Genomic DNA, 20,514 nt, shown 5'->3' on the forward strand with positions numbered 1-20,514 from the left:
GTCAGACCTCCGCCTTCGCAGTCCCGGAGTGCTCGCTGTGCCACACCTCGCCGGGAATGTCGTCGGGCAGGTACGGGTTGCCGGCCAGGTCGAACGAGCGGTCCTCCAAGGCGACGCCCTTCTGCGATTCGAAGTCCCTCAGGGCACCGGCCGCACGCTTGCCGAGCAGGAACAACGCGCCGAGGTTGATCACCGCCATCACCGACATCGCCACGTCGGCCACCGACCACACGAACGCCAGTTCCTGGATGCCGCCCCAGAACACCGCGACGACGATCAGGCAGCGCAGCAGGATGTTGCCGACGCGACCACCGCCGATGAAGTCCTGGTTGACCTCGGCGTAGGTGTAGTTGCCCAGCACCGACGAGTAGGCGAACACGAAGATGAGCAGCGCCATGACCGGCGTCACCCAGGCACCGAGTTCGCTGGCGAGCGCGCTCTGGGTGAGGGTGGCCGCGACGGAACTCTCGGTGACGCCGGGGGTGTAGATCTCGGGGGCCGCCAGGATGATCATCACCGCGGTCGCCGTGCAGACCAGGATGGTGTCGACGAAGACGCCGGCGGACTGGATCAGCCCCTGGTTCACCGGATGCCTGGTGGTGGCGGTTGCGGCCGCGTTGGGCGCCGAGCCCATGCCTGCCTCGTTGGAGAACATGCCCCGCTTGACGCCGTTCAGCATGGCGGCGATGACGCCGCCTGCGGTGCCGGCCAATGCCTCGTTGAGACCGAACGCCCCGGCGAAGATCTCACCGATCGCGCCGGGCACCTCGGGCGCACGGAGGACCAGCACGGCCAGCGCGAGCAGCACGTAGACCAGCGCCATGCCGGGCGCCATGATCTCGGTGACCCTGGCGACCGACTTGATGCCGCCGAAGATGACCGCCGCGGTCAGTGCCGCGACGCCGAGCGCCGTCCACAGCGGGTCGATGCCCCAGGTGCCCTCGACCACGCCCGAGATGGTGTTGGACTGCACCATCTGGAAGGCGAAACCGAAGGTGAAGATCAGGCAGGCGGCGAACACGATGCCGACGGGGCGCGATTTGAGGCCGCGTTGGATGTAGTAGGCCGGGCCACCGATGAACGTCTTGTCCTCGGGGTGCGGAATCTTGTACAGCTGCGCGAGCGTGGCTTCGGTGAACGCGGTGGCCATGCCGAGCAGGGCCATCAGCCACATCCAGAAGATGGCGCCCGGCCCGCCGAGGGTCAGCGCGATCGCCACCCCGACGATGTTGCCGGTGCCGACCCGGGAGGCCAGCGAGATGCAGAAGGCCTGGAAGGACGAGATGCCGCCCTCGGCGTTGCCGCGGGACTTGAAGATCACCTTCCACATGGCCCCGAACAACCGGAACTGCACGCCCTTGGTGAGAATGGTGAAATACAGCCCGGCTGCGAGCAGGGCGAAGATGAGCACCCAGGTGAGATTGTCGTTCAACCAGCCAACGATTGTGTCCGCCATGATGGTGACCTTTCGGCGAGGGTTGCCGTCACCCTAGGGCCACGGCCAGCGCACGGGTAACCCCCTGGCCCCACAACAGCCGTGACAGCCTCGTTACACCTCGACGCGTTGTTGAGCCCCGAAACTAGAAGTAGTAGGGAAAATCCGACCAGTCCGGCGTCCGCTTCTGCAGGAACGCGTCGCGGCCCTCGACCGCCTCGTCGGTCATGTAGGCGAGCCGGGTGGTCTCGCCGGCGAACACCTGCTGACCGATCAGCCCGTCGTCGACGGCGTTGAAGGCGAACTTCAGCATCCGCTGGGCGGTCGGCGACTTACCGCAGACCAGCGCCGCCCACTCCAGGCCGACGTCCTCGAGCTGCTCGTGCGGTACCACCTTGTTGACCGTACCCATCTCGTAGGCCCGCTGCGCGTCGTAGGTCTGACCGAGGAAGAAGATCTCCCGCGCCACCTTCTGGCCGACCTGTCGGGCCAGGTAGGCCGAGCCGAGGCCGGCGTCGAACGACCCGACGTCGGCGTCGGTCTGCTTGAACCGGGCATGCTCGGCCGAGGCCAGGGTCAGGTCGCACACTACGTGCAGGGAGTGTCCGCCGCCGGCCGCCCAGCCACCCACCAGGGCGATCACCACCTTGGGCATGAACCGGATCAGCCGCTGCACCTCGAGGATGTGCAGCCGGCCGCCCTCGGCCTGGGCGCGCAGCGGATCGACGGTCTCGGCGGTCTCACCCTCGGCGTACTGGTAGCCCGAGCGGCCCCTGATCCGCTGGTCGCCGCCCGAGCAGAACGCCCAGCCGCCGTCCTTGGCCGACGGTCCGTTGCCGGTCAGCAGCACGCACCCCACGTCGGGCGAGCGGCGGGCGTGGTCGAGCGCCGTGTACAACTCGTCGACGGTGTGCGGCCGGAACGCGTTGCGCACCTCGGGCCGGTCGAAGGCGATCCGCACCGCCGGCACGTCCTTGGCCCGGTGGTAGGTGATGTCGGTGAACGCGAAGCCGGGGACCTCGTCCCACAGGTCCGGACGCCAGGGGCTGCTCATGGCGTCCAACCTAGCGGCAGCGCCCCTCGGCGAGCGCGTCGAGTCGACGTCCTACCAGCTGGGGCTGGGCTTCATCACGTCGGTGAAGATGCCGTCGACACCCAGCCGCACGCAGCGTTGCCGCTGCGCGGCCTTGTTCACCGTCCAGACCCGGATGCGGAAGCCGGCCCGATGCGCCCGGGTCACGTAGCCGGGCACCATCAGCACGTGCCGCGACGGATGCACCGCCTGCACGTCCAGTTCGCGGAAGTAGCGCCAGGCCTCGCGCAGCATGCCGTCGTGGATGGCGGCCAGTTCGCCGGTCCAGCCGCGCTCGCGCAGCCGCTGCAGGGAGTAGTGGTTGAACGACGACAGCACCGCCCGCTTGCCCAGCTTGCGCTCGGCGATCATGGCCAGCACCTTCGCCTCGAGTCCCTTGTAGGGCTTGACGCTGTTCTTCAGTTCGATGTTGATCCGCTGGTTGCCGGCGGCGAGCAGGTCGAGCACTTCGGCGAGCGTCGGTATCCGGGTGGTCAGCGGGTCCGCCTTCGGCTTCAGCACCGACGGCAGGGCCTGCAACTGCTCGACGGTGTGGGACGCGACCCAGCCGGTGCCGGCGTGGGTGCGCTCCACCTTCTCGTCGTGGATGACCACCGGGACGCCGTCCGCGCTGAGCTGTACGTCGAGTTCGACCCCGTCCGCGCCCGCCTCCATGGCGGCGACGAACGCGGCGATGGTGTTCTCCGGCTGCCGCGCGCTTGCACCGCGGTGTGCCCAGATCTCCATGCTCACGCCCTTTCGATCGCCTGCCTCACCCAAGCCAGCACCAGCTCCGTCGTGGTCTCAACGTAGTCACGGGTGAGGTGGTGGTTGTCCATCCACACTTTCACATTGCCGATCTCGGGTACGCAGACCTTGTCGGGACACACGATCGGGTTCGGGTCGAAGGTGGTCATCCCGGTGATCGGCCCCACCAGCGGCGTCAGCGGGTTCGCCGCCCGCAGCATCGGGTGGTCGGCCGTGCATGGTGGGTCGCCGTCGGACCGGGCGGCCTGACACTGCACCAGGCCCTCGGCGAAACGTGGCGTGTCGCGCATGGCGATGATCGTCCGGCCTTCGCGGGCATGCTCGGCCAGTGCCGCGATCCCCGCCTCGAGCACGGTCTCGCCGTCGACCTCGGACCGGGTCCCGACGGTGAGCACCAGGTCGGGGTCCAACGGTTCGATGGCGTCCAGCACGTCCGGCCAGAAGTCGACGCACTTCTTCTCGCCGTCGTTGATCGGGTCGCCGGCCGGCGCCAGGTAGCAGCTCTGCTCGTAGATCAGCAGGACCTGCCAGCCGCGTTCGCGACCGATCTCGCGGATCGCGGTGGACCACTGCTGCACGTGCGAGTTGCCGATCAGCAGGACCCGTTCGGTGTCCGGACCGGCCACCAGCGGCAGGGTGGACGCCGCGTCGTCGGCGTCCTCGGCGCTGGCCATCGTCGGATCGGTGAGCACCATGCACTGCTGCTGCGCCCGGCCGGGCAGCTCCCAGTCGGTGGGGCAGGAGGGGCCTTCCAAGGCCCACTGGTGCGGCAGTTCGGCCAGCGTCGGCACCGAGGGTTCGGTGGGCACGCCGTGCGCCTTCCATTCGGGGGCGAGCACCCGGGCGCCGGGATGCTGCTCGACCGCGACGCTCGGGGCCGGGGTGGGCGCGCTGCGCACCACCTGTCGCCAGCCGGTCACGCAGGCCAGCACCAGGCCGATACCCACCACGACCAGCAGAAGGTTGCGGCACGGCCCCCAGCGCGAGGTCAGCGACCGCAGCGGTCCCTCGACGAATCGGTGCAACCCGATGGCCAGCAGCAGCGACGCGGCGATGATGCCCGCCCCCTCCAGCACGCTGGGCTCGTCGCGGTCGATCAGCACCACATAGCCGACCAGGATCGGCCAGTGCACCAGGTACAGCGCGTAGGACGCGTTGCCGAGCCCGGCCAGCCAGGGCCGGCCGAGCAGGCGTCCGACCCCGTGCCGGTCGTCGGGGTCGGCCAGCAGGACCGACCCGGCGGCGGCCAGCGGCACCAGCGCCACCCAGCCCGGGAAGGCGTCCCTGACGTTGACCACGATGCCGACGAGCAGGACGCCGGCGAGCCCGGCCCAGCCGAGCGCCCTGCCCACGCGGGCGGGGACGGCGGCCGAGAGCCGGACCCCGAGCAGCGCGAGCAGGGAGCCGAAGGCGAACTCCCACAGCCGGCCGCGGGTGTCGAAGTAGGCGAAGGCCTGGTCGGTGGCGGTGATCCAGACCGACCAGGCCAGCGAGCCGACGAAGATCAGGCCGAACGCGGCGACGAGCAGGCGTCGCGGCCGCACCTGCGGCCAGCGCCGCCCCACCAGCCCGGCCACGGCGAAGATGAGCGGCCAGACGACGAACACGGTGCCCTGGATGGACAGCGACCAGAAGTGCTGCAGCGGCAGCGGGACACCGGTGCCGTAGTAGGAGACGTCGTGGGCCGCCAGCCACCAGTTCTGCCAGTACAGCGCGCTGGCCACAGCCTGTTGCTGGGTCTGCGACCACGATGTCACCGGCAGCACCGCCGGAGCGAGCAGTACCACGGCGAGGATGGTCAGCACCGCCAGCGGCACGATCCGGGCGAAGGTCCGCGTCCAGTACCGGGGCAGGGCCAACGCCCGCCCGTCGTCGAGCCGGCGGGCGAAGGCGAGGGTGAGCAGGTAGGCGGACAGGGCCAGGAAGATGTCGACGCCGCCGGAGACCCGGTCGAGCCAGACGTGGTACACGACCACCAGCAGGACGGCGACGAAACGCAGCCCCTGAATGTCCTGACGCACCCGCCCGCTCGGCGCGGTCTTCGTCATGAGGGGCCACAGTCTAGCCGGGCGCTGCCCGGCGGCAGCCTTCGCCGACCCCCTGGCCGGGCGTCCGGTCGGTCGCGGGCGGCGGTAGGGTCGGGCGGGTGACCACCCGTGAACCGAGCGAGGTCGATGCCCTCGCCGACGCCTACACCCTGGCCCGCGCCGAGCTCGATCCCCTGTTCGGCACCGCGATCGGACTGTCCGGCTACGACCACCTGATGAGTGCGGCCGACCCGGACTTCCACGACGCCGACGATGCCCTGGCGCGCGACACCCTCGCCAAGCTGGACGCGGTCACCCCCCGCGACGAGACAGACCGGGTCACCGTGGCGGCCATGCGCGAGCGGTTGGGCCTGCTGCACGAGCTGCACGAGGCCGGGGAGCAGTTCCGGGCGCTGAACAACATCGCCTCGCCGCTGCAGGGTTTCCGCGACGTGTTCGACGTGATGCCCAATCGGACCGAGGAGCACTGGTCCAACATCGCCTCCCGGCTGGCCGGCGTCCCGCAGGCCGTCGACGGCTACCTCGCCTGCCTGCGCGAGGGCGTCCGACGCGGTTACGTGCCGCCCGCGCTGCAGGTGCGGGAGGGCATCGTCCAGGCCGATCAGCTGGCCGATCCCGAGAACTCGTTCTTCACCACCTTCCACCGCACGGCCGAGCACGGCGGTGCGCTGGCGCTCGAACTGGACCGCGCCGGGGTGGCCGCCGCGCAGGCGTACGGCACCCTGGCCGCGTTCCTGCGCGACCTGGAGCCGCAGGCGCCGGCCGCCGACGCGTCGGGACGCGACCGGTACCGGCTCTGGTCGCGGCTGTTCCTGGGCGCCGAGGTCGACCTGGACGAGACCTACGAGTGGGGCCTGGACGAGTTGGCCCGGGTGACCGCCGAGCAGGACGCCGTGGTCGAGACGATCGCCGGGACGGGCGCCACCGTCGCCGACGCCGTCGCGGTGCTGGACGCCGACGAGGCGCGCAAGCTGCGCGGCACCGACGCGCTGCGGGAATGGATGCAGTCGACCGCAGACGAGGCCGTCGCCGAGCTGAACGGCGTGCACTTCGACATCCCCGAGCCGGTGCGGACCATCGAGTGCATGATCGCCCCCACCCAGAACGGCGGCATCTACTACACCGGGCCGTCGGACGACTTCACCCGCCCGGGGCGGATGTGGTGGTCGGTGCCGCCGGGCGTGACGGAGTTCAACACCTGGCGGGAGAAGACCACCGTCTACCACGAGGGCGTGCCGGGCCATCACCTGCAGATCGGCCAGGCGGTGCACAACCGCGACCAGTTGAACCTGTGGCGGCGGCTGGTCTGCTGGGTGTCGGGGCACGGTGAGGGCTGGGCGCTGTACGCCGAGCGGCTGATGCAGGAGTTCGGCTACATGGACGACCCGGGCGATCTGCTCGGCCTGCTCGACGGGCAGCGGATGCGCGCCACCCGGGTGGTGCTCGACATCGGCGTCCATCTCGGCAAGCCGGCCCCGCAGCGTTGGGGCGGCGGCACCTGGGACGCCGAGAAGGCCTGGGAGCTGCTGCGCGCGAACGTGAACATGGACGAGAAGTTCCTGCGCTTCGAACTGAACCGCTACCTGGGCTGGCCCGGGCAGGCGCCCTCGTACAAGATCGGGCAGCGGCTCTGGCAGGAGCTGCGCGCCGAGGCCGAGGCCAAGGCGGGCGCTTCGTTCTCGCTGCGGGACTTCCACAGCCGCGCGCTCAACCTGGGCTCGCTGCCGCTGAGCGTGCTCCGGGACGCCGTGCTCGCCGACTGACGCCGGGACGCCGTCAGCTGTTGAGCCAGCGCTCGAACGCCTCCGTACGGTAGGGCCGGCCGAGGAAGTCCTCGACCAGGTCGGCGGCGTCCGCACTCCCCCCGGGCACCAGCACCGCGTCGCGGTAGCGGCCGGCCATCGTGGGGTCGAGCAGGTTGTCGGGGTCGAAGGCGCTGAACAGGTCCTTGGCGATGACCAGACTCCACATGTAGGTGTAGTAGGCCGACGTGTACCCGGCCAGGTGCCCGAAGCCGGCGTAGAAGTGCGTCCCGGCCAGGGGTTTCACCATGCTGTACGTCTCGTACAGGTCGAGCATCGCCGCGGTCGGGTCGGCCGGCCGCTCGGCGTGGAACCGGTGGGCGAGGGTGGCGTAGAACATCTGGGTGCGGGCCAGCAGCCCCTTGCCGAACTCGTCGGCTGCCCGCATCCGCTGCACCAACGCCTCGGGAATCGGGGCGCCCTCGGCGTCCGTGGCGAACAGCCGCAGCACCTCGGCGTCCCAGGCCCACTCCTCGAGCAGCTGGCTGGGAGCCTCGACGAAGTCCCACTCGGTGGCGACGCCCGAGAACCGCAGCCAGCGCTGGCCGCCGCCGAGCAGGTGGTGGATGAGGTGGCCGAACTCGTGGAACAGCGTGACGACGTCGCGGTGCTCCATCAGCCCGCGAGGAAAGTTGCACACCAGCACGCCCTCGGGCAGCTGCCGCTCGACGATGCCGGCCACCAGTTCGAACTGGGCCGCGTGGTTGTACTTGCGCTCCCGCGGGTGCAGGTCGAGGTGGATCCGCCCCACCGGCGCACCGTCGGCGGCGTAGCTGACGTCGAAGGTGGTCACGTCCGGATGCCAGGTGCGGGCCACCCCCTGTTCCACGGGGGTGAACCTCAACCCGAACAGCCGGCCGGTGATGGTGAGCAGCCCGTCGTGCACCTTGCCGAAGTCGAAGTAACGGCGCACCTCGTGGGCGTCCACCCCGAACCGTTCGCGCTTGATCAGTTCGTAGTAGTGCCGCCAGTTCGACAGGTCGATGACGGTCTCGCCGTCGGCGGCGGCCCGCTCGGCGAGCACCGCCAGGTCGCGCCGGGCGGACGCCTCGGCCGCGGCGCTGATCGTGTCGATGAAGTCGGCGATGGCCGCCCCCGAACCGATCATCTTCACCTCGGCGTCGTAGTCGGGCCAGCCCGGATAGCCGAGCAGGGTGGCCAGCTCGTGGCGGGCCGCGAGCATCGCCGCCAGCACCTCGTCATTGACCGGCCAGGCGAGGTTGAAGAACGTGGTCGCCACCGCCCGGCGCGCGTCGGGGTCGGTCGAGAAGGTGAGGAACGGCAGCACGTCGGGATAGTCGGTGGACACCGCCACCAGTCCGTCGGCGTCGGCGGGATGGGACTCGACGTAGTCAGTGGGCAGGCCGGCCAGGGCGGACGCCGGTACCCGGGTCTCGCGCCGGCCGTCGCGAATGTTCCGCGAGAACGCCTGAACGAGCTCGGTGAGCCGCTCCTCCAGCTCCCGCACGCGGTTGCGGACCTCCTCGTCGCGGTCGACGCCGGAGCGCCGGAACGACTGCAGCGCCTTGTCCAGCACCCGGCCCGCCCCGGCGTCCAGGCTGTCGCGATCGACCCGGTTGAGCGCCGCATACACGTCGGTGTCGAGGTAGAGGTCGGTGGAGTACCGGTCGGCCTCGACCTCCAGCGCCTCGGCCGCCTCGATGACGGCGGCCTCCGGATGCACCGACGACAGCAAGCCGGCCACCGCCCCGGCGTTGCGTCGGGCGATCGCGGCATCGTTCCACAGCGCGAGCACGCGCTCCGGGTCGGACCGCTTCAACTCTGCGATGGCCGCCCGGGCCACGTCGAGCTGGCCGGGGCCACGCTCGTCGAGCCACCCGATCCAGTCGTCGGCGGGCAGTTCCAGTGGAGTCAGGGCCATGAGCCGCAACCCTACCGAGCTTGGGCGCACCCCTGCGACGGTGGCAGGATCGGCGCATGCCAACCCGGATGACGGGGCCCCGCGGCCAGGCTCGTCGCCCCCGCCCCGACGCCGGCGTGCGGGTCAGCATCACCGACGTCGCCCGTGAGGCGGGGGTGGCGATCAGCACCGTGTCCGCCGCGCTGAACGGACGCGCGGGAGTGTCGGAGGCCACCCGGGTCCGGATCACCGGGATCGCCGAACGGCTCGGCTGGGTACCGTCGATCCGCGGCCGCAGCCTGGTCGCCCGGCAGGCGTGGGCGGTGGGGCTGCTGGTGCAGCGGCCGGCGTCCGTTCTCGAGGCGGACCCGTTCTTCGCCGGCTTCATCGGTGGTGTCGAGACGGTGCTGGACGAGGCCCACTACGCGCTGCTGCTGCAGCTGGCCGGCAGCCGTGAGCGGGTGCTCCAGCGGCTTCCGCTGTGGGCGCGCAGCGAGACCGTCGACGGCATCTTCCTGACCGATGTGCAGGCCGACGATCCCCGCTTCGAGGTGGTCGGACGCCTGGGGCTGCCCGCCGTCGCCATCAACTCCGGCGACAAGCGGCCCTTCGTCTCCACCGTGCACCAGCAGCACCTGCCCGGGCTGCGGGCCCTGCTCCGGCATCTGCTCGACCTTGGCCACACCCGGATCGCTCACGTCTCGGGGTCCCCCGGCTTCGTCCATTCCGGCGAGCGAGAGGACGCCTGGCGGACCGAGTTGGCGGACGCCGGGGTGGTGGCGGGGCCGCTGGTGGGCGGCGACTTCACCTCCGAGGGCGGCGCCCGGGCCGCCGACGAGCTGCTCGGGTCGGCCGACCCACCGACGGCGGTGCTGTGTGCGAACGACCTGACCGCGATCGGGTTCATCTCCCGCGCGAACGCGATGGGTTTCACGGTGCCGGGCGACGTCTCGGTGACCGGCTTCGACGGTATCCAGCTGTCCGGCTTCACTGCGCCGCCGCTCACCACGGTGCAGACCGCGCCGCACGACCTGGGGGCCGAGGCGGCCCGGCTGCTGCTGCGGCTGATCGCCGGCGGCGAGCCCGAACACACCGAGATCCCCGCGGCCGAGTTGCTGGTGCGGGCCTCGACCGCCCGACCCCGACGCTGACCCGCCTCCAGGGCTGGGCTCCCCGAGAGGAAACTCCCGAGGGCAGGGAAGTGGGCGCGCAGGTCTCGCCCTCGGGGGCGTCCCGGTGTTACGGTCAGTTACCGAAACGTTTCGGATACCCGGAGGGACTCATGGCAACAACGATGTTGCGCGGTCGCCGCGCTCCCCTGGCCACCGGCCTGATCACGCTCGCAACGGTCGGGGCACTCACCCTGGCCGGCTGTTCCGGCGGAGCGCCGGCCAGTTCGGCCAGCGTGCCGACCGAGGCCTCCCAGGTCACCGGTGAGTTGAACATCCTGGTCTCCAGCGCGTCCGGTTCGGACGCGGGCTTCAAGGCCGTCAACGACGCCTTCGCCAAGCAGTACCCGGAGGTGAAGCTCAACTTCACCGCGGTGCCGAACGAGAACTACAACCAGGCCCGCGCGTCCCGGCTCAGCGCCGGCACCATCGACGTCGGTCTGGCCAACCCGAAGCAGCTGCCCGACTACGTGCCCGAGAGCAACAAGGGCGACGACGCCAGGCTGGCGGACGCCGGGGGGTTCATGGACCTCACCGATCAGCCGTTCATGAAGAAGTTCCAGCCCTCGGTGCTCGAGAAGATCACCTACAACGGCCGCAACTACACGGTGCCCACCGGACTGTCCTACTACACCGGCCTGACCTACAACAAGAAGATCTTCGCCGACAACAACATCACCGTCCCGACCACCTGGGACGAGTTCATCAAGGTGTGCGACACCCTGAAGGCGAAGGGAATCACCCCGATCTCGATCGGCGGCAAGGACACCGCCGGCATCGTCATGCTGAGCGTCGTGCAGAGCCTGTACCCCACCGCCCAGGCGAAGCAGGATCTCGCCAAGGGACTCTACGAGCACACCGTTGCGCTCAACGAGGGCACCCAGCTCGAGGTGCTGACCAAGGTGCAGCAGCTGTACGGCTACGGCCAGGCGAACTTCGCCGGTTCGAACTACAACCAGATGACCAGCGAGTTCCTCACCGGCAAGGCCGCGATGATCTCCGACGGCACCTGGAACGTCGGCTCGCTGAACGAGGCCGACAAGGTCGACTTCGGCTACTTCCCGCTGCCGGCGAGCAACAACGCCGCCGACAACGCCTACCTGGGCGGCAAGGTCGAGCTGAGCCTGGCGGTGCCGACCAATGCGAAGAACCCGACCGCCGCGCTGGCGTGGCTGTCGTTCTTCGCCGACAACTACAAGCTGTTCAACGACAAGGCCGGCTTCGCACCGTCGCAGGAGGGTGTCGAGGGCGACCCGTTCTACACCGAGATCGCGCCGTACACGAAGAACTTCGAGCCGGCCTGGGACACCATCTGGATCGCCAACACCTCCGCCGGTCAAGCTGCGGCCCTGCCGTTCAACTGGAACGCGGTGAAACCGATGGGGTCGATGGACGCCCAGGGCGCGGCCGGCGCCGCGCAGAAGGACTGGGACGCCGCGAAGTAGCCGACGGTGAGGAACTACATCGTCTTCGGCCGGCGCAGCACCGCGCAGCTGACCTTCGCCCTCGGCATGGCGCTGGTGGTGGTGTTCTCGCTGATCCCGGCGGTCGGGATCCTGGTGATCTCGTTCACCGACATCCGCTCGTTGCCGTTCCTGCCGGTGCACTGGGTGGGGCTGGAGAACTACCGCACGTTCTTCAGCGCCGCCCAGCTGGGTTACAACACGGTGGCACTGACCAACACGTTCGTGTTCGCGTTCGCCGTCACGCTGTTCCAGAACAGCCTGGCGCTGCTGATCGCGGTGCTGCTCAACCAGCGGCTCAAGGGCCGCAACTTCGCCCGGGCCGTGGTGTTCCTGCCGACCATTCTGGGGGTCACGGTGATCGGGTTGATCTTCACCCTGATCTTCAACCCGGCCGCCGGCCCGGCTCAGCAGCTCTGGGCGGCCTTCGGGTCGTCGTCGGCGTTCTTCGGCGACCCCAACCTGGCGATGGCGCTGGTCATCTTCGTCCAGGTGTGGAGCGGCATCGGGGTCGCGGTGGTGATCTACCTGGCCGGCCTGCAGGCCATCCCGCAGGAACTGTACGAGGTGGCCGACATCGACGGTGCCACGTCGGGCCAGAAGCTGCGCAACGTGACGATTCCACTGCTCGCTCCGGCGGTCACCGCGAACACGCTGCTGTGCATCATCGGCTCACTGCAGAGCTACCAGCTGATCTACGTGCTGACCGGTCCGATCAACCCGGCGACCCAGGTGCTCAGCCTGGCGATCTTCACCCAGGGCTTCGGCGGCGCACAGGGCGGTACCGTCCTGTCGCAGGGGTACGCGGCCGCCATCTCGATGGTGCAGTTCGTCATCGTCGCGATCATCTCGCTGGCCAGCCTGGCCTACCTGCGCCGGCGAGAGACAGCGCTATGAGCACGCTGCCGGTCGCCGCCGTCCCCACCGGCAGCAGCGGACTGCAGACCCCGGCGTCCGAGGGCATCGGTGGGCGTCCGCACCGGGCCTGGGCGTGGGTGTCGTATGCGCTGATGGGGCTGGTCGTCGTCATCTACCTCTACCCGCTGCTGTTCCTCGTCAACACGGCCCTGAAGAGCAACGCGGAGTTCCTGGTCGATCCGACCGGCCTGGTCAAGGACCCGCAGTTCGGCAACTTCGTCCAGGCCTGGCAGCAGGGCAACTTCGCCGCCTACGTGCTGAACTCGGTCGTCTACACGCTGGTCGCCGCCACGGTGGGCACCGTGATGTCGCTGATGATCGGCTTTCCGGTGGCGCGCGGCTACGTCAAACACCCGAAGGTGTGGCAGGGGCTGTTCGCGGCGATGCTGTTCTTGCCCAACACGTTGGTGACGGTGTTCCAGCTGGCGCTGCGGCTGAACCTGTACGACACCCCGTTGGGCTACATCCTGATCATGGCCTCCGGGGTCGGGGTGGGACCCCTGCTGGTCACCGGGTACCTGAACTCGATCCCGCGCGAGATCGACGAGGCCGCCGCGATGGACGGCGCCGGCTACCTGCGCTACATGTTCACGTTCCTGCCCCGGCTGATGATGCCGGTGCTGTCGACGGCATTCATCCTGCAGGCGATCGGGGTGTGGAACGACATCATCCTGGCGACCATCCTGTTCACCAGCCAGGAGCACTGGCCGGTGACGCTGGGGCTGTTCAACTTCAAGGGCACCTACACCAGCGAGTGGACGCTGCTGTCGGCGGCCACCATGATCGTCGCCGCCCCGCTGCTGCTGGTCTACCTGTTCCTGCAGCGCTATCTCGTGGCCAGCGTCGTCGGCGGCGCGGTGAAGGGCTGAGGTGTGACCGTGACTACTGCATCGAGGGACTTCCCGTACCGGCTCGTCCGGGCCGGGGTGGTGATGCGACCCGATCCGCACGACCCGCGCGAGGCTGAGGGGGTGCTCAATCCGGCAGCGGCCCGGACGCCGGACGGCCGGCTGCTGCTGTTCCCCCGGGTGGTGGCGCACGGCAACTTCTCCCGGATCGCGGTCGCCGACGTGGTGATCGGCGATGGGACGCCGATCGGCGTGCAGCGACGCGGGATCGCCCTGGCGCCGGAGCGCTCCTGGGAGCGCGGCTCCGACCACGGCGGCGTGGAGGACCCCCGGCTGACCTGGGTGCCGGAGCTGGGGCTCTACCTGATGCCGTACGTCGCCTACGGACCGCTGGGCCCGCGGGCCGCCCTGGCGGTCTCGACCGACCTGGCGGAGTTCACCCGGTTGGGACCGTTCCAGTTCCGCTACGAGGACGCCCTCGACACTGACCTGAACCTGTTCCCCAACAAGGATCTGGCCTTCTTCCCCGAGCCGGTGACCGGCCCGGACGGGACGCCGTGCCTGGCGTTCCTGCACCGGCCGATGTTCGAGTTGCCGGGCCAGCGGACGCAGTTGCCGACCGGCATCGACGACCCGCGGGCGGCGATCTGGCTTTCGTACGTGCGGCTCGCGGACGCCGTGGCCGACCCCGAAGCGCTGCTGCGGCCGTTCGGGCACCGCGAGATCGCCCGCTCAGAGGCCGCCTGGGAGCACCTCAAGATCGGTGGCGGGCCGCCGCCGGTTCGGGTCCCCGAAGGTTGGCTGCTGCTGTACCACGGCGTATCCGGCAGCATCTCCGACGACCCGTTCACCCCCCAGAAGGACGTGCACTACGCCGCCGGCGGCCTCATCCTGGACGCCGACGATCCGTCGCTGGTGCTGGCCCGGACGCCGTTGCCGCTGCTCAGCGCGGAAACCGCCGACGAACGGGTCGGCATCGTCGCCAACGTGGTCTTCCCCACCGCCATCGCCGAGGTCGAGGGCACCCTGTTCACCTTCTACGGCATGGCCGACGAGGCGATCGGTGTGGCCCGCATCGAACGAGACCAACGGTGAACGCCACCGACTGAACCACCCCAACCTTGGAGGTCGACGATGACCCAGCAACCCACCCTCCGCCGGCGCACCCTGATCGGCGCGGCCGGCGCCGCAGGCGTCCTGACCGGGGTCGGCGCCGTCACCGCGGCGACCCCGGCCGGGGCGGCCGACCGGCTCACCAACCTGGCCCACCTGGACGACCTCACCACCACGGTGCGGTTGTCGGCGACGGCCGCCCACACCACCTACCGGCTCGGGCGTGAGCCCGAGGTGGGGCTGCTGTGGGTGTACGCCAACGTGAACGACGACGGCGGTTACACCCCGGTCGGCGGCGGCAGCTACGACGCGGAGTCCGACACGTGGGGTCAGGGCGCCTACGATTCCGACGACATCGCCCGGGCCGCGGTGGTGTACCTGCGTGAGTGGCGGGCAACCGGATCGGCGCACGCCCGCCGGCAGGCCTACCAGCAGTTGCGCGGCCTGGCCTACTTCCAGACCCTGACCGGCGACCACGCGGGCGAGTTCCTGCTCTGGATGCAGCCCGACGGCACGCTCAACCCGACCCCGACCCCGCCGGACAACCCCAACCCCGCCGACGCAGGCGAGTCGTACTGGACGGCCCGGGCGTTGTGGGCCTTCGGCGAGGGCTACGTGGCGTTCGCCAGGCGCGACCGGGCCTTCGCCGCCTTCCTGCGCGAGCGGATGGAGCTGGCGATCGCCGCCCTCGAGCGGGACACGCTGGTCCGCTACGGGCAGTACCACGACCTGCACGGCGTGCGGGTGCCGGCGTGGCTGATCACGCAGGGCGCGGACGCCAGTTCCGAGGCGCTGCTCGGGCTGGCGCCGTATGCCAGGGCGACGGGTTCGCGGGCCGCCATTCGCGCCACCCGCCGGCTGGCCCGCGGGATCGCCGAGTTCCACGCGGGCAGCACCGCGCAGTGGCCGTTCCGGGCGCTGCTGCCGTGGGCGGAATCACTCGACGACTGGCACGCCTGGGGTGCCGAGATGGCGCAGGGACTGGCCGCCGCGTCCAGCGCCCTCGGCGACCGCAGCCTGCTGAGCCCCGCGATCGGCGACACGGCCGGCTTCACCGCCCAGCTGCTCACCGCCACCGGCCCCGACAACGGCTGGCTGCCGGTGCCTTTGGAGAAGGTCCAGATCGCCTACGGGGCGGACGCCCGGGTGCGGGCCTGCTACGAGGTGGGCCGGGTGGCGGGCCGCGAAGGCATCCGCCGGCTGGCCGGGGTGAGCGCCGGCTGGTTCTTCGGAGCGAACCGTTCGGGCCGGCCGACCTACGACCCGGCGACCGGCGTCACCTTCGACGGCGTCGAGGCCGACGGGCGGCTGAACCGCAACTCGGGTGCGGAGTCGACGATCCACGGGCTGCTCACCATGCAGGTGCTGGACGCCGATCGCGAGCTGGCCACGCTCGCCAAGGCGTCGGCGACGATCGGTGTCCGCGACGGGCTGACGGTGGTCGAGGCGGAGGCCGGCACCTGGAGCGGCGACGCGGTGACCCAGGACCCTGCCGCGGCCTGGACCGGAGAGTCGTTGTGGAGCGGTCGGCAGGTGGTGGCCGGCGACGGCGCGCGGGCGCAGTGGGCGTTGCCGGCGTCCGACGAGCCGGTGCTGGTGCAGCCGGTGCTGGCCCTCGAGCACGGTTCGGACGCGGTGGTGCGGTTCGCGGCCGGCTCACGACCCCTGGGCAGCGTGCGGGTCGGGGCGGTCGGCGAGCAGGGTGACGCGGCCTCCCCGGTGCGGCTCACCCCGGTCGCCCTCGCGCGTCCGGCGCTGGCCGGAGCCGAGCGGGTGACGGCCGAGGTCTCCGGCGGCACGGCCGTACTGGACGCGCTGCTGCTGATGCCCGAGGTGGCCCGGCTCACGGCGTCCGGCACGACCGGTGCGGTGGAGCTGCTCACTTCGAAGAGTGATCGCCGCGAGGTGCGGGTGCTGGCGTCGTCCGGTGGCCGGGTGCAGGTGAGCAGCTACGACCGCAACGGTGCGCGGACGTTCGGGGGGTTGATCGGTGGGCGCCGGGTGCTGATCGAACCGGGTGGCTTCACCCTGGTGTTCCGCGCGCGGTAGCTGGACCGAGGGGACGGTTCTTCCGGTCCTGTTTCACCCGATCGAGGGCCTACTGCGCCGCCCGGATCTCCATCGTGCAGCACTTCACCGAGCCGCCGCCCTTGAACAGTTCGGAGAGGTCGACAGCGATGGGTTCGAAGCCGCGTTCGCGCAGCTGCGCCATCAGCCCGGTGGCCAGCGCCGACAGCACGACGTGGTAGCCGTCACAGACCGCGTTCAGTCCGAGCACCTCGGCGTCGGAGTCGGTGGCGATGATGGCGTCCGGGTACAGCTCGGCGAGCAGGCGCTGCGAATCCGCGCTGAACGCGGCCGGGTAGTAGGCGATCAGGTCGTCGTCGAGCACGGCCACGGCGGTGTCGAGGTGGTAGTAGCAGGGGTTGACCAGTTCGAGGCTGGCCACGGCGCGGCCGGTGATCGCGGCCAGTTCGGCGTGGGCCGCCAGTTCGGTGCGGAAGCCGTAACCGGCGAGGATCCGGTCACCGCAGACCAGGAAGTCGCCCTCGCCCTCGTTGACCGCGCTCGCCGGGTGGACGGGGCCGAGCCCGGCGGACTCGAGCCAGGTCGTGTAGGCGGTGGCCTCGGCGGCCCGTTGCGGGTAGCGGAAGCGCGCGGCGTAGGCGATGCCGCCGACAACGGTGGCGCCGTTGGCGGCGAACACCATGTCGGGCAGCCCGGCCACCGACGGCACCTCGTCGACGGTGTGGCCGAGGGAGCGGTAGAGGTCGGCCAGCGCCTGCCACTGAGCGACGGCGCGCTCGGCCGAGACCGGCACCGAGGTGTCCATCCAGGGGTTGATTGCGTATTCGACAGCGAAATGGTCAGGCCGCGTCATGGCGTAGCGACGCGGACGGAAGCGGTCGATCCGGCTGGCGACGACGGGCGCGGCGAGAGTCATGGCTACAGAGTAGGTAGGGCGGTGAGGCTCTACGTCGTACGGCCCTTGCGTCTTCACCCCTGATATGTTGCGCCTCAACACCAATTTCGGTGATTCATTGCGCAACTGGTCGGGGGTTGAGATGGACGATCTGGACCGACGGATCGTGGCGCTGCTGATCCGGGACGGGAGGGCCACCTACGCCGAGCTCGGCGCCGAGGTGAATCTGTCGGCGCCCGCGGTGAAGCGTCGGGTCGACAGGCTGTTGGACGAAGGGGTGGTCCGCGGCTTCACCGCGGTGGTCGACCCGGCGGCCGGCGGCTGGCGCACGGAGGCATTCGTGGAGGTCTACTGTTCGGGGGCGATCAGTCCCGAGGCACTCCGCCACGCCTGGGAGGGCATCGCTGAGGTCACCAACGCGTGGACGATCACCGGGCAGCCGGATGCGTTGATCCGGGTGCTGGCCACCGACGTGCGGCATCTGGAAGAGGTGCTGGAGCGGATCAGGTCCGCGGCCAGCATCGACCACACCGAGACCGCGATCGTGCTGTCCACCCTGGTCGACCGCCGGGTACCGGCCAGCGGGTGAGGGGCCGGTTCACTGAGCGGGAAGGTGCGTGCGCGGCGCCAGCCGCGGGCCGTGCCTTTCACGCCATCTGCGCATGCCGAGCAGCGCCTGTACCCGGTGCCGGTGCGGTCGATACGGCTCGAGCAGTTCGGCCAAGGCGTCATCGTCGAGGTCGTGGCCGACCAGGGCGTGCCCGATCTCGTTGGGGATGTGGTAGTCGCCGAAGCTGACCGCGTCGGCGTCCCCGTGGGCCCGGAAGCGGACTTCGGCCGACGTCCACACACCCACGCCCGCGATCGAACGCAACCGGGTGTCGGCCAGTTCGAGCGGGACGTTCAGGGTGCGTTCGAGGGCGTCGGCGACCTGCGCACAGCGCACGATCGGTCGCGAGCGGGCCGGGTCGATGTGCAGTTTCAGCCACTCCCACGAGGGAATGAGCCGCACCGTGTCGGGGCCGGGAGGAATCCACAGGTGCAGGGTCGCGCCCGGGCCCGGAGCGCGCTCGCCGTGGAAGTGGACCAGTCGTCGGAAGCCGCCGAACGCCTCCTGACCGGTGACCTTCTGCTCGATGATGGCCGGCAGCAGCGCCTGCCACACGATGCCGCCTCGGCCGAGTCGCCAGTGCGGATTCTCCTTCAGCGCCTGCGCGAGGTTGGCGTGACGGGGGGCGAAACCGGTGGGGTCGTCGTCGGCGCCCAACATCGAGGGCAGGTTGCTGAGCGCCCAGTCGGCTCCCGTACCCCACGCCTCGGCCTTGATCGTTCCGGTGGCGTCGAGGGGTTCGACGCACAGCGTAGCGGGCCCGAGCGGGGTGCGGAGGCCGCGCCAGTGGCGTCCGTTCTCGATGCGGTAGGTGGGGTCTCCGGCGCCGCGCTGCCAGTGACGCCACACTTGGCGGACCGGGCACGGCCACAGCGGACGCCAGGCGCGGGTGAGTGGTTGCCCCACCGTGACCGATGCCGTCATGCCGCCATAGTGCCGTACCGCACCCACAGACCTGGACGCGCGAGGGTGGCGGGCGGTGCGCCGGTCAGCGGTTCAGGGAGCTCAGTTCCCCGATGCGGATCGTGGCCGAGTCGGAGTAGGTCATCGGGAAGGACCCGGAGAACCCGTCGACACTCCAGGCGATCGTCCAGTGGTGCGTGCCGGTCACCGTGTACCGCCCCTTGCCGGAGGGCTGTTGATAGGTGTGCCCGCAATTCGGCGACGGCGAGCCGGCCTTCACGGTCTCCGAGTAGCGCGCCATGGCGGTGCAGGTGAGGGTCTTTCCGTCGCCCATGGTGAAGTTCGTCGAGGTGCGGGTCGCACTAAGCCGGAAGGTGAGGCCCTGGGCGGACGCGGTGGTCGACTTGCTGTCGGGACCGTCGGTGCGCAACCAGACCGGGAATCCGACGGTGAGCATCTTCCACTCGTTGTTCTTCGGATCTGGTGAAAAGATCGGAGTCGCATCGGGCAGGTGCAGCTGGACGGCGAGCGAGCGCGCTATGGCGTCGAGGTCGAGAGTTGCGGAGACGGCATCCTCGATGTTGATTCCAGGCGGGCAGCGTACCCAGCGGTTTCCTTCGATGGTCAGATAGCCGTCGTTCATTTCTTCGTTGCTGATGCCCTGGATGATTGAATCGACCCGGCAGTAGGTGGTGCCATTAACGGTATCGACTTGCTCCCCGCCATCTGCAGCCGCACCGGCGCCGCCACCAAGCTTCTTGCAGTACCCCCCTTGAGTCTGAGCCCTTTCGTCATCCTTGCTCTGATAGAAGATCGTTGCATGCTTGCCACTGGACGCGTTCTTCACATACTTGGTCGTCTTCACCCATACCGAGCCCTTTGGACACGTGGCAGCCGAAACGTCCGCCGCCGCCCACACAGACGAGGTCACGATGAGTAGGAGTGCCGTCACTAGCCGCCACATTTTCCCGCCTTATACTGAATTGCCACAATCTTCACAGAAGCATCGAAGCTACGAAGATAGACAGTATCGACAGAGATTGCGCCCATATTTACCTTCTTGCTTCCTTTGAGGACCGCGTTCGCACTGGCATCGGAGCAGAAACGAAGCGTGACGTCTGAGCCTGACATTGCCTTCCCCGGGAGGCGTTCCACAGATTTAACGGTGATGCCGGGGCCCCTGACGTGCAATCCAGAGTTCTTCAAATCCAGTAGATCCTGCTCAATATTCGACGCCAATTGTTTGTCGCCAATCAGTGTGCTGATGGAACTCGGCAGCTTGTCTGCACCCCCCTTCTCCGCGACCGCGTGATACGCCGCCAAGTACTTCCGGTACACCTGCTCGGCCTCGGCGTACAGGGCGTCCTTCTCCTTCATCTTCTGGTAGTCCGCCTCGGAGCAGGGCGCCTCATCACCACCGGCCTCGGGAGTGCACAGATACGTGGGCGTCGGGCTGGCACTGGGCGTCGGCTCCGCCGGCTGCACACACCCCGCCAGCAGGGCGGCGGCCAGCGCCGCGACGGCACCCAGTTCAACTCGCCTCATTTCTCTCCTCCCGGGGGTTGGCGGCAAGTCTGACAT

17 protein-coding genes are annotated in these 20,514 nt (G+C 69.7%); 8 read left to right on the forward strand and 9 right to left on the reverse strand.

Translation table 11 applies throughout. From position 1 onward, the window contains the following. Position 1 precedes the first annotated feature (1 nt). The 4 genes from OIE40_RS14020 to OIE40_RS14035 all read right to left on the reverse strand — a co-directional run bounded on the left by OIE40_RS14020 (position 2) and on the right by OIE40_RS14035 (position 5,323). The gene (locus OIE40_RS14020; RefSeq protein WP_264703206.1) at positions 2–1,456 is read right to left on the reverse strand and encodes an alanine/glycine:cation symporter family protein; all 1,455 of its coding nucleotides are present in this window, start codon (positions 1,454–1,456) and stop codon (positions 2–4) included. Between the two features lie 124 nt (positions 1,457–1,580). Further along, positions 1,581–2,489 (reverse strand): 1,4-dihydroxy-2-naphthoyl-CoA synthase, encoded by a 909-nt coding sequence (locus OIE40_RS14025; protein WP_264703207.1) that lies wholly within the window; start codon positions 2,487–2,489, stop codon positions 1,581–1,583. A gap of 51 nt (positions 2,490–2,540) precedes the next feature. Then, the gene (locus tag OIE40_RS14030) at positions 2,541–3,254 is read right to left on the reverse strand and encodes a glycerophosphodiester phosphodiesterase family protein (RefSeq protein ID WP_264703208.1); all 714 of its coding nucleotides are present in this window, start codon (positions 3,252–3,254) and stop codon (positions 2,541–2,543) included. Positions 3,255–3,256: 2 nt separating this feature from the next. Beyond that, the gene (locus OIE40_RS14035; protein WP_264703209.1) at positions 3,257–5,323 is read right to left on the reverse strand and encodes an acyltransferase family protein; all 2,067 of its coding nucleotides are present in this window, start codon (positions 5,321–5,323) and stop codon (positions 3,257–3,259) included. A 98-nt stretch (positions 5,324–5,421) separates the two neighbouring features. Here OIE40_RS14035 and OIE40_RS14040 point away from each other — a divergent pair, with 98 nt between their 5' ends. Then, complete coding sequence (locus OIE40_RS14040; protein ID WP_264703210.1) at positions 5,422–7,086, forward strand: DUF885 domain-containing protein; 1,665 nt, start codon at positions 5,422–5,424, stop codon at positions 7,084–7,086. Between the two features lie 13 nt (positions 7,087–7,099). On the opposite strand, the gene OIE40_RS14045 is transcribed toward OIE40_RS14040, so the two are convergent. Continuing rightward, complete coding sequence (locus OIE40_RS14045) at positions 7,100–9,007, reverse strand: M3 family metallopeptidase (RefSeq protein WP_264703211.1); 1,908 nt, start codon at positions 9,005–9,007, stop codon at positions 7,100–7,102. 56 nt (positions 9,008–9,063) lie between these two features. Here OIE40_RS14045 and OIE40_RS14050 point away from each other — a divergent pair, with 56 nt between their 5' ends. From OIE40_RS14050 to OIE40_RS14075, 6 genes are all read left to right on the forward strand, one after another. Further along, entirely contained in the window at positions 9,064–10,137 is a 1,074-nt protein-coding gene (locus OIE40_RS14050; protein ID WP_264703213.1) for a LacI family DNA-binding transcriptional regulator, read from the forward strand. A 131-nt stretch (positions 10,138–10,268) separates the two neighbouring features. Next, entirely contained in the window at positions 10,269–11,600 is a 1,332-nt protein-coding gene (locus OIE40_RS14055; RefSeq protein ID WP_264703214.1) for an ABC transporter substrate-binding protein, read from the forward strand. Positions 11,601–11,606: 6 nt separating this feature from the next. Then, positions 11,607–12,515: a carbohydrate ABC transporter permease gene (locus OIE40_RS14060; protein WP_264703216.1), complete on the forward strand. Its 909-nt coding sequence runs from the start codon at positions 11,607–11,609 to the stop codon at positions 12,513–12,515. Continuing rightward, positions 12,512–13,405 (forward strand): carbohydrate ABC transporter permease, encoded by an 894-nt coding sequence (locus OIE40_RS14065; protein ID WP_264703218.1) that lies wholly within the window; start codon positions 12,512–12,514, stop codon positions 13,403–13,405. Before OIE40_RS14060 ends, OIE40_RS14065 begins: the two co-directional genes overlap by 4 nt. 9 nt (positions 13,406–13,414) lie before the next feature. Next, the gene (locus tag OIE40_RS14070; RefSeq protein ID WP_264703220.1) at positions 13,415–14,479 is read left to right on the forward strand and encodes a glycoside hydrolase family 130 protein; all 1,065 of its coding nucleotides are present in this window, start codon (positions 13,415–13,417) and stop codon (positions 14,477–14,479) included. A gap of 39 nt (positions 14,480–14,518) precedes the next feature. Then, positions 14,519–16,546: a hypothetical protein gene (locus OIE40_RS14075; protein WP_264703222.1), complete on the forward strand. Its 2,028-nt coding sequence runs from the start codon at positions 14,519–14,521 to the stop codon at positions 16,544–16,546. A 49-nt stretch (positions 16,547–16,595) separates the two neighbouring features. Here OIE40_RS14075 and ddaH read toward each other — a convergent pair whose 3' ends face one another. Next, positions 16,596–17,441, reverse strand: a complete 846-nt coding sequence (gene ddaH / locus OIE40_RS14080) for a dimethylargininase (protein ID WP_264703224.1) — start codon at positions 17,439–17,441, stop codon at positions 16,596–16,598. Between the two features lie 121 nt (positions 17,442–17,562). Between ddaH and OIE40_RS14085 the strand changes: the two genes are divergently transcribed. Next, positions 17,563–18,009 (forward strand): Lrp/AsnC family transcriptional regulator, encoded by a 447-nt coding sequence (locus OIE40_RS14085; RefSeq protein ID WP_264703226.1) that lies wholly within the window; start codon positions 17,563–17,565, stop codon positions 18,007–18,009. A gap of 9 nt (positions 18,010–18,018) precedes the next feature. Here OIE40_RS14085 and OIE40_RS14090 read toward each other — a convergent pair whose 3' ends face one another. From OIE40_RS14090 to OIE40_RS14100, 3 genes are all read right to left on the reverse strand, one after another. After that, complete coding sequence (locus tag OIE40_RS14090) at positions 18,019–18,954, reverse strand: DNA-3-methyladenine glycosylase family protein (RefSeq protein ID WP_264703228.1); 936 nt, start codon at positions 18,952–18,954, stop codon at positions 18,019–18,021. A gap of 64 nt (positions 18,955–19,018) precedes the next feature. Next, the gene (locus tag OIE40_RS14095) at positions 19,019–19,798 is read right to left on the reverse strand and encodes a hypothetical protein (RefSeq protein ID WP_264703230.1); all 780 of its coding nucleotides are present in this window, start codon (positions 19,796–19,798) and stop codon (positions 19,019–19,021) included. An 86-nt stretch (positions 19,799–19,884) separates the two neighbouring features. Continuing rightward, the gene (locus tag OIE40_RS14100; protein WP_264703232.1) at positions 19,885–20,478 is read right to left on the reverse strand and encodes a hypothetical protein; all 594 of its coding nucleotides are present in this window, start codon (positions 20,476–20,478) and stop codon (positions 19,885–19,887) included. Positions 20,479–20,514: the final 36 nt, after the last annotated feature.

Origin of the sequence: Micropruina sonneratiae (assembly GCF_025972045.1) — a bacterium.
In the GTDB taxonomy this organism is placed as follows: domain Bacteria; phylum Actinomycetota; class Actinomycetes; order Propionibacteriales; family Propionibacteriaceae; genus Micropruina; species Micropruina sonneratiae.

Coding starts and splice junctions, on each gene's coding strand:
- OIE40_RS14055 (WP_264703214.1), top strand. CDS start 10,269: ATGGCAACAACGATGTTGCGCGGTCGCCGCGCTCCCCTGGCCACCGGC.
- OIE40_RS14030 (WP_264703208.1), bottom strand. CDS start 3,254: ATGGAGATCTGGGCACACCGCGGTGCAAGCGCGCGGCAGCCGGAGAAC.
- OIE40_RS14090 (WP_264703228.1), bottom strand. CDS start 18,954: ATGACGGCATCGGTCACGGTGGGGCAACCACTCACCCGCGCCTGGCGT.
- OIE40_RS14025 (WP_264703207.1), bottom strand. CDS start 2,489: ATGAGCAGCCCCTGGCGTCCGGACCTGTGGGACGAGGTCCCCGGCTTC.
- OIE40_RS14075 (WP_264703222.1), top strand. CDS start 14,519: ATGACCCAGCAACCCACCCTCCGCCGGCGCACCCTGATCGGCGCGGCC.
- OIE40_RS14045 (WP_264703211.1), bottom strand. CDS start 9,007: ATGGCCCTGACTCCACTGGAACTGCCCGCCGACGACTGGATCGGGTGG.
- OIE40_RS14035 (WP_264703209.1), bottom strand. CDS start 5,323: ATGACGAAGACCGCGCCGAGCGGGCGGGTGCGTCAGGACATTCAGGGG.
- OIE40_RS14065 (WP_264703218.1), top strand. CDS start 12,512: ATGAGCACGCTGCCGGTCGCCGCCGTCCCCACCGGCAGCAGCGGACTG.
- OIE40_RS14050 (WP_264703213.1), top strand. CDS start 9,064: ATGCCAACCCGGATGACGGGGCCCCGCGGCCAGGCTCGTCGCCCCCGC.
- OIE40_RS14085 (WP_264703226.1), top strand. CDS start 17,563: ATGGACGATCTGGACCGACGGATCGTGGCGCTGCTGATCCGGGACGGG.
- ddaH (WP_264703224.1), bottom strand. CDS start 17,441: ATGACTCTCGCCGCGCCCGTCGTCGCCAGCCGGATCGACCGCTTCCGT.
- OIE40_RS14020 (WP_264703206.1), bottom strand. CDS start 1,456: ATGGCGGACACAATCGTTGGCTGGTTGAACGACAATCTCACCTGGGTG.
- OIE40_RS14100 (WP_264703232.1), bottom strand. CDS start 20,478: ATGAGGCGAGTTGAACTGGGTGCCGTCGCGGCGCTGGCCGCCGCCCTG.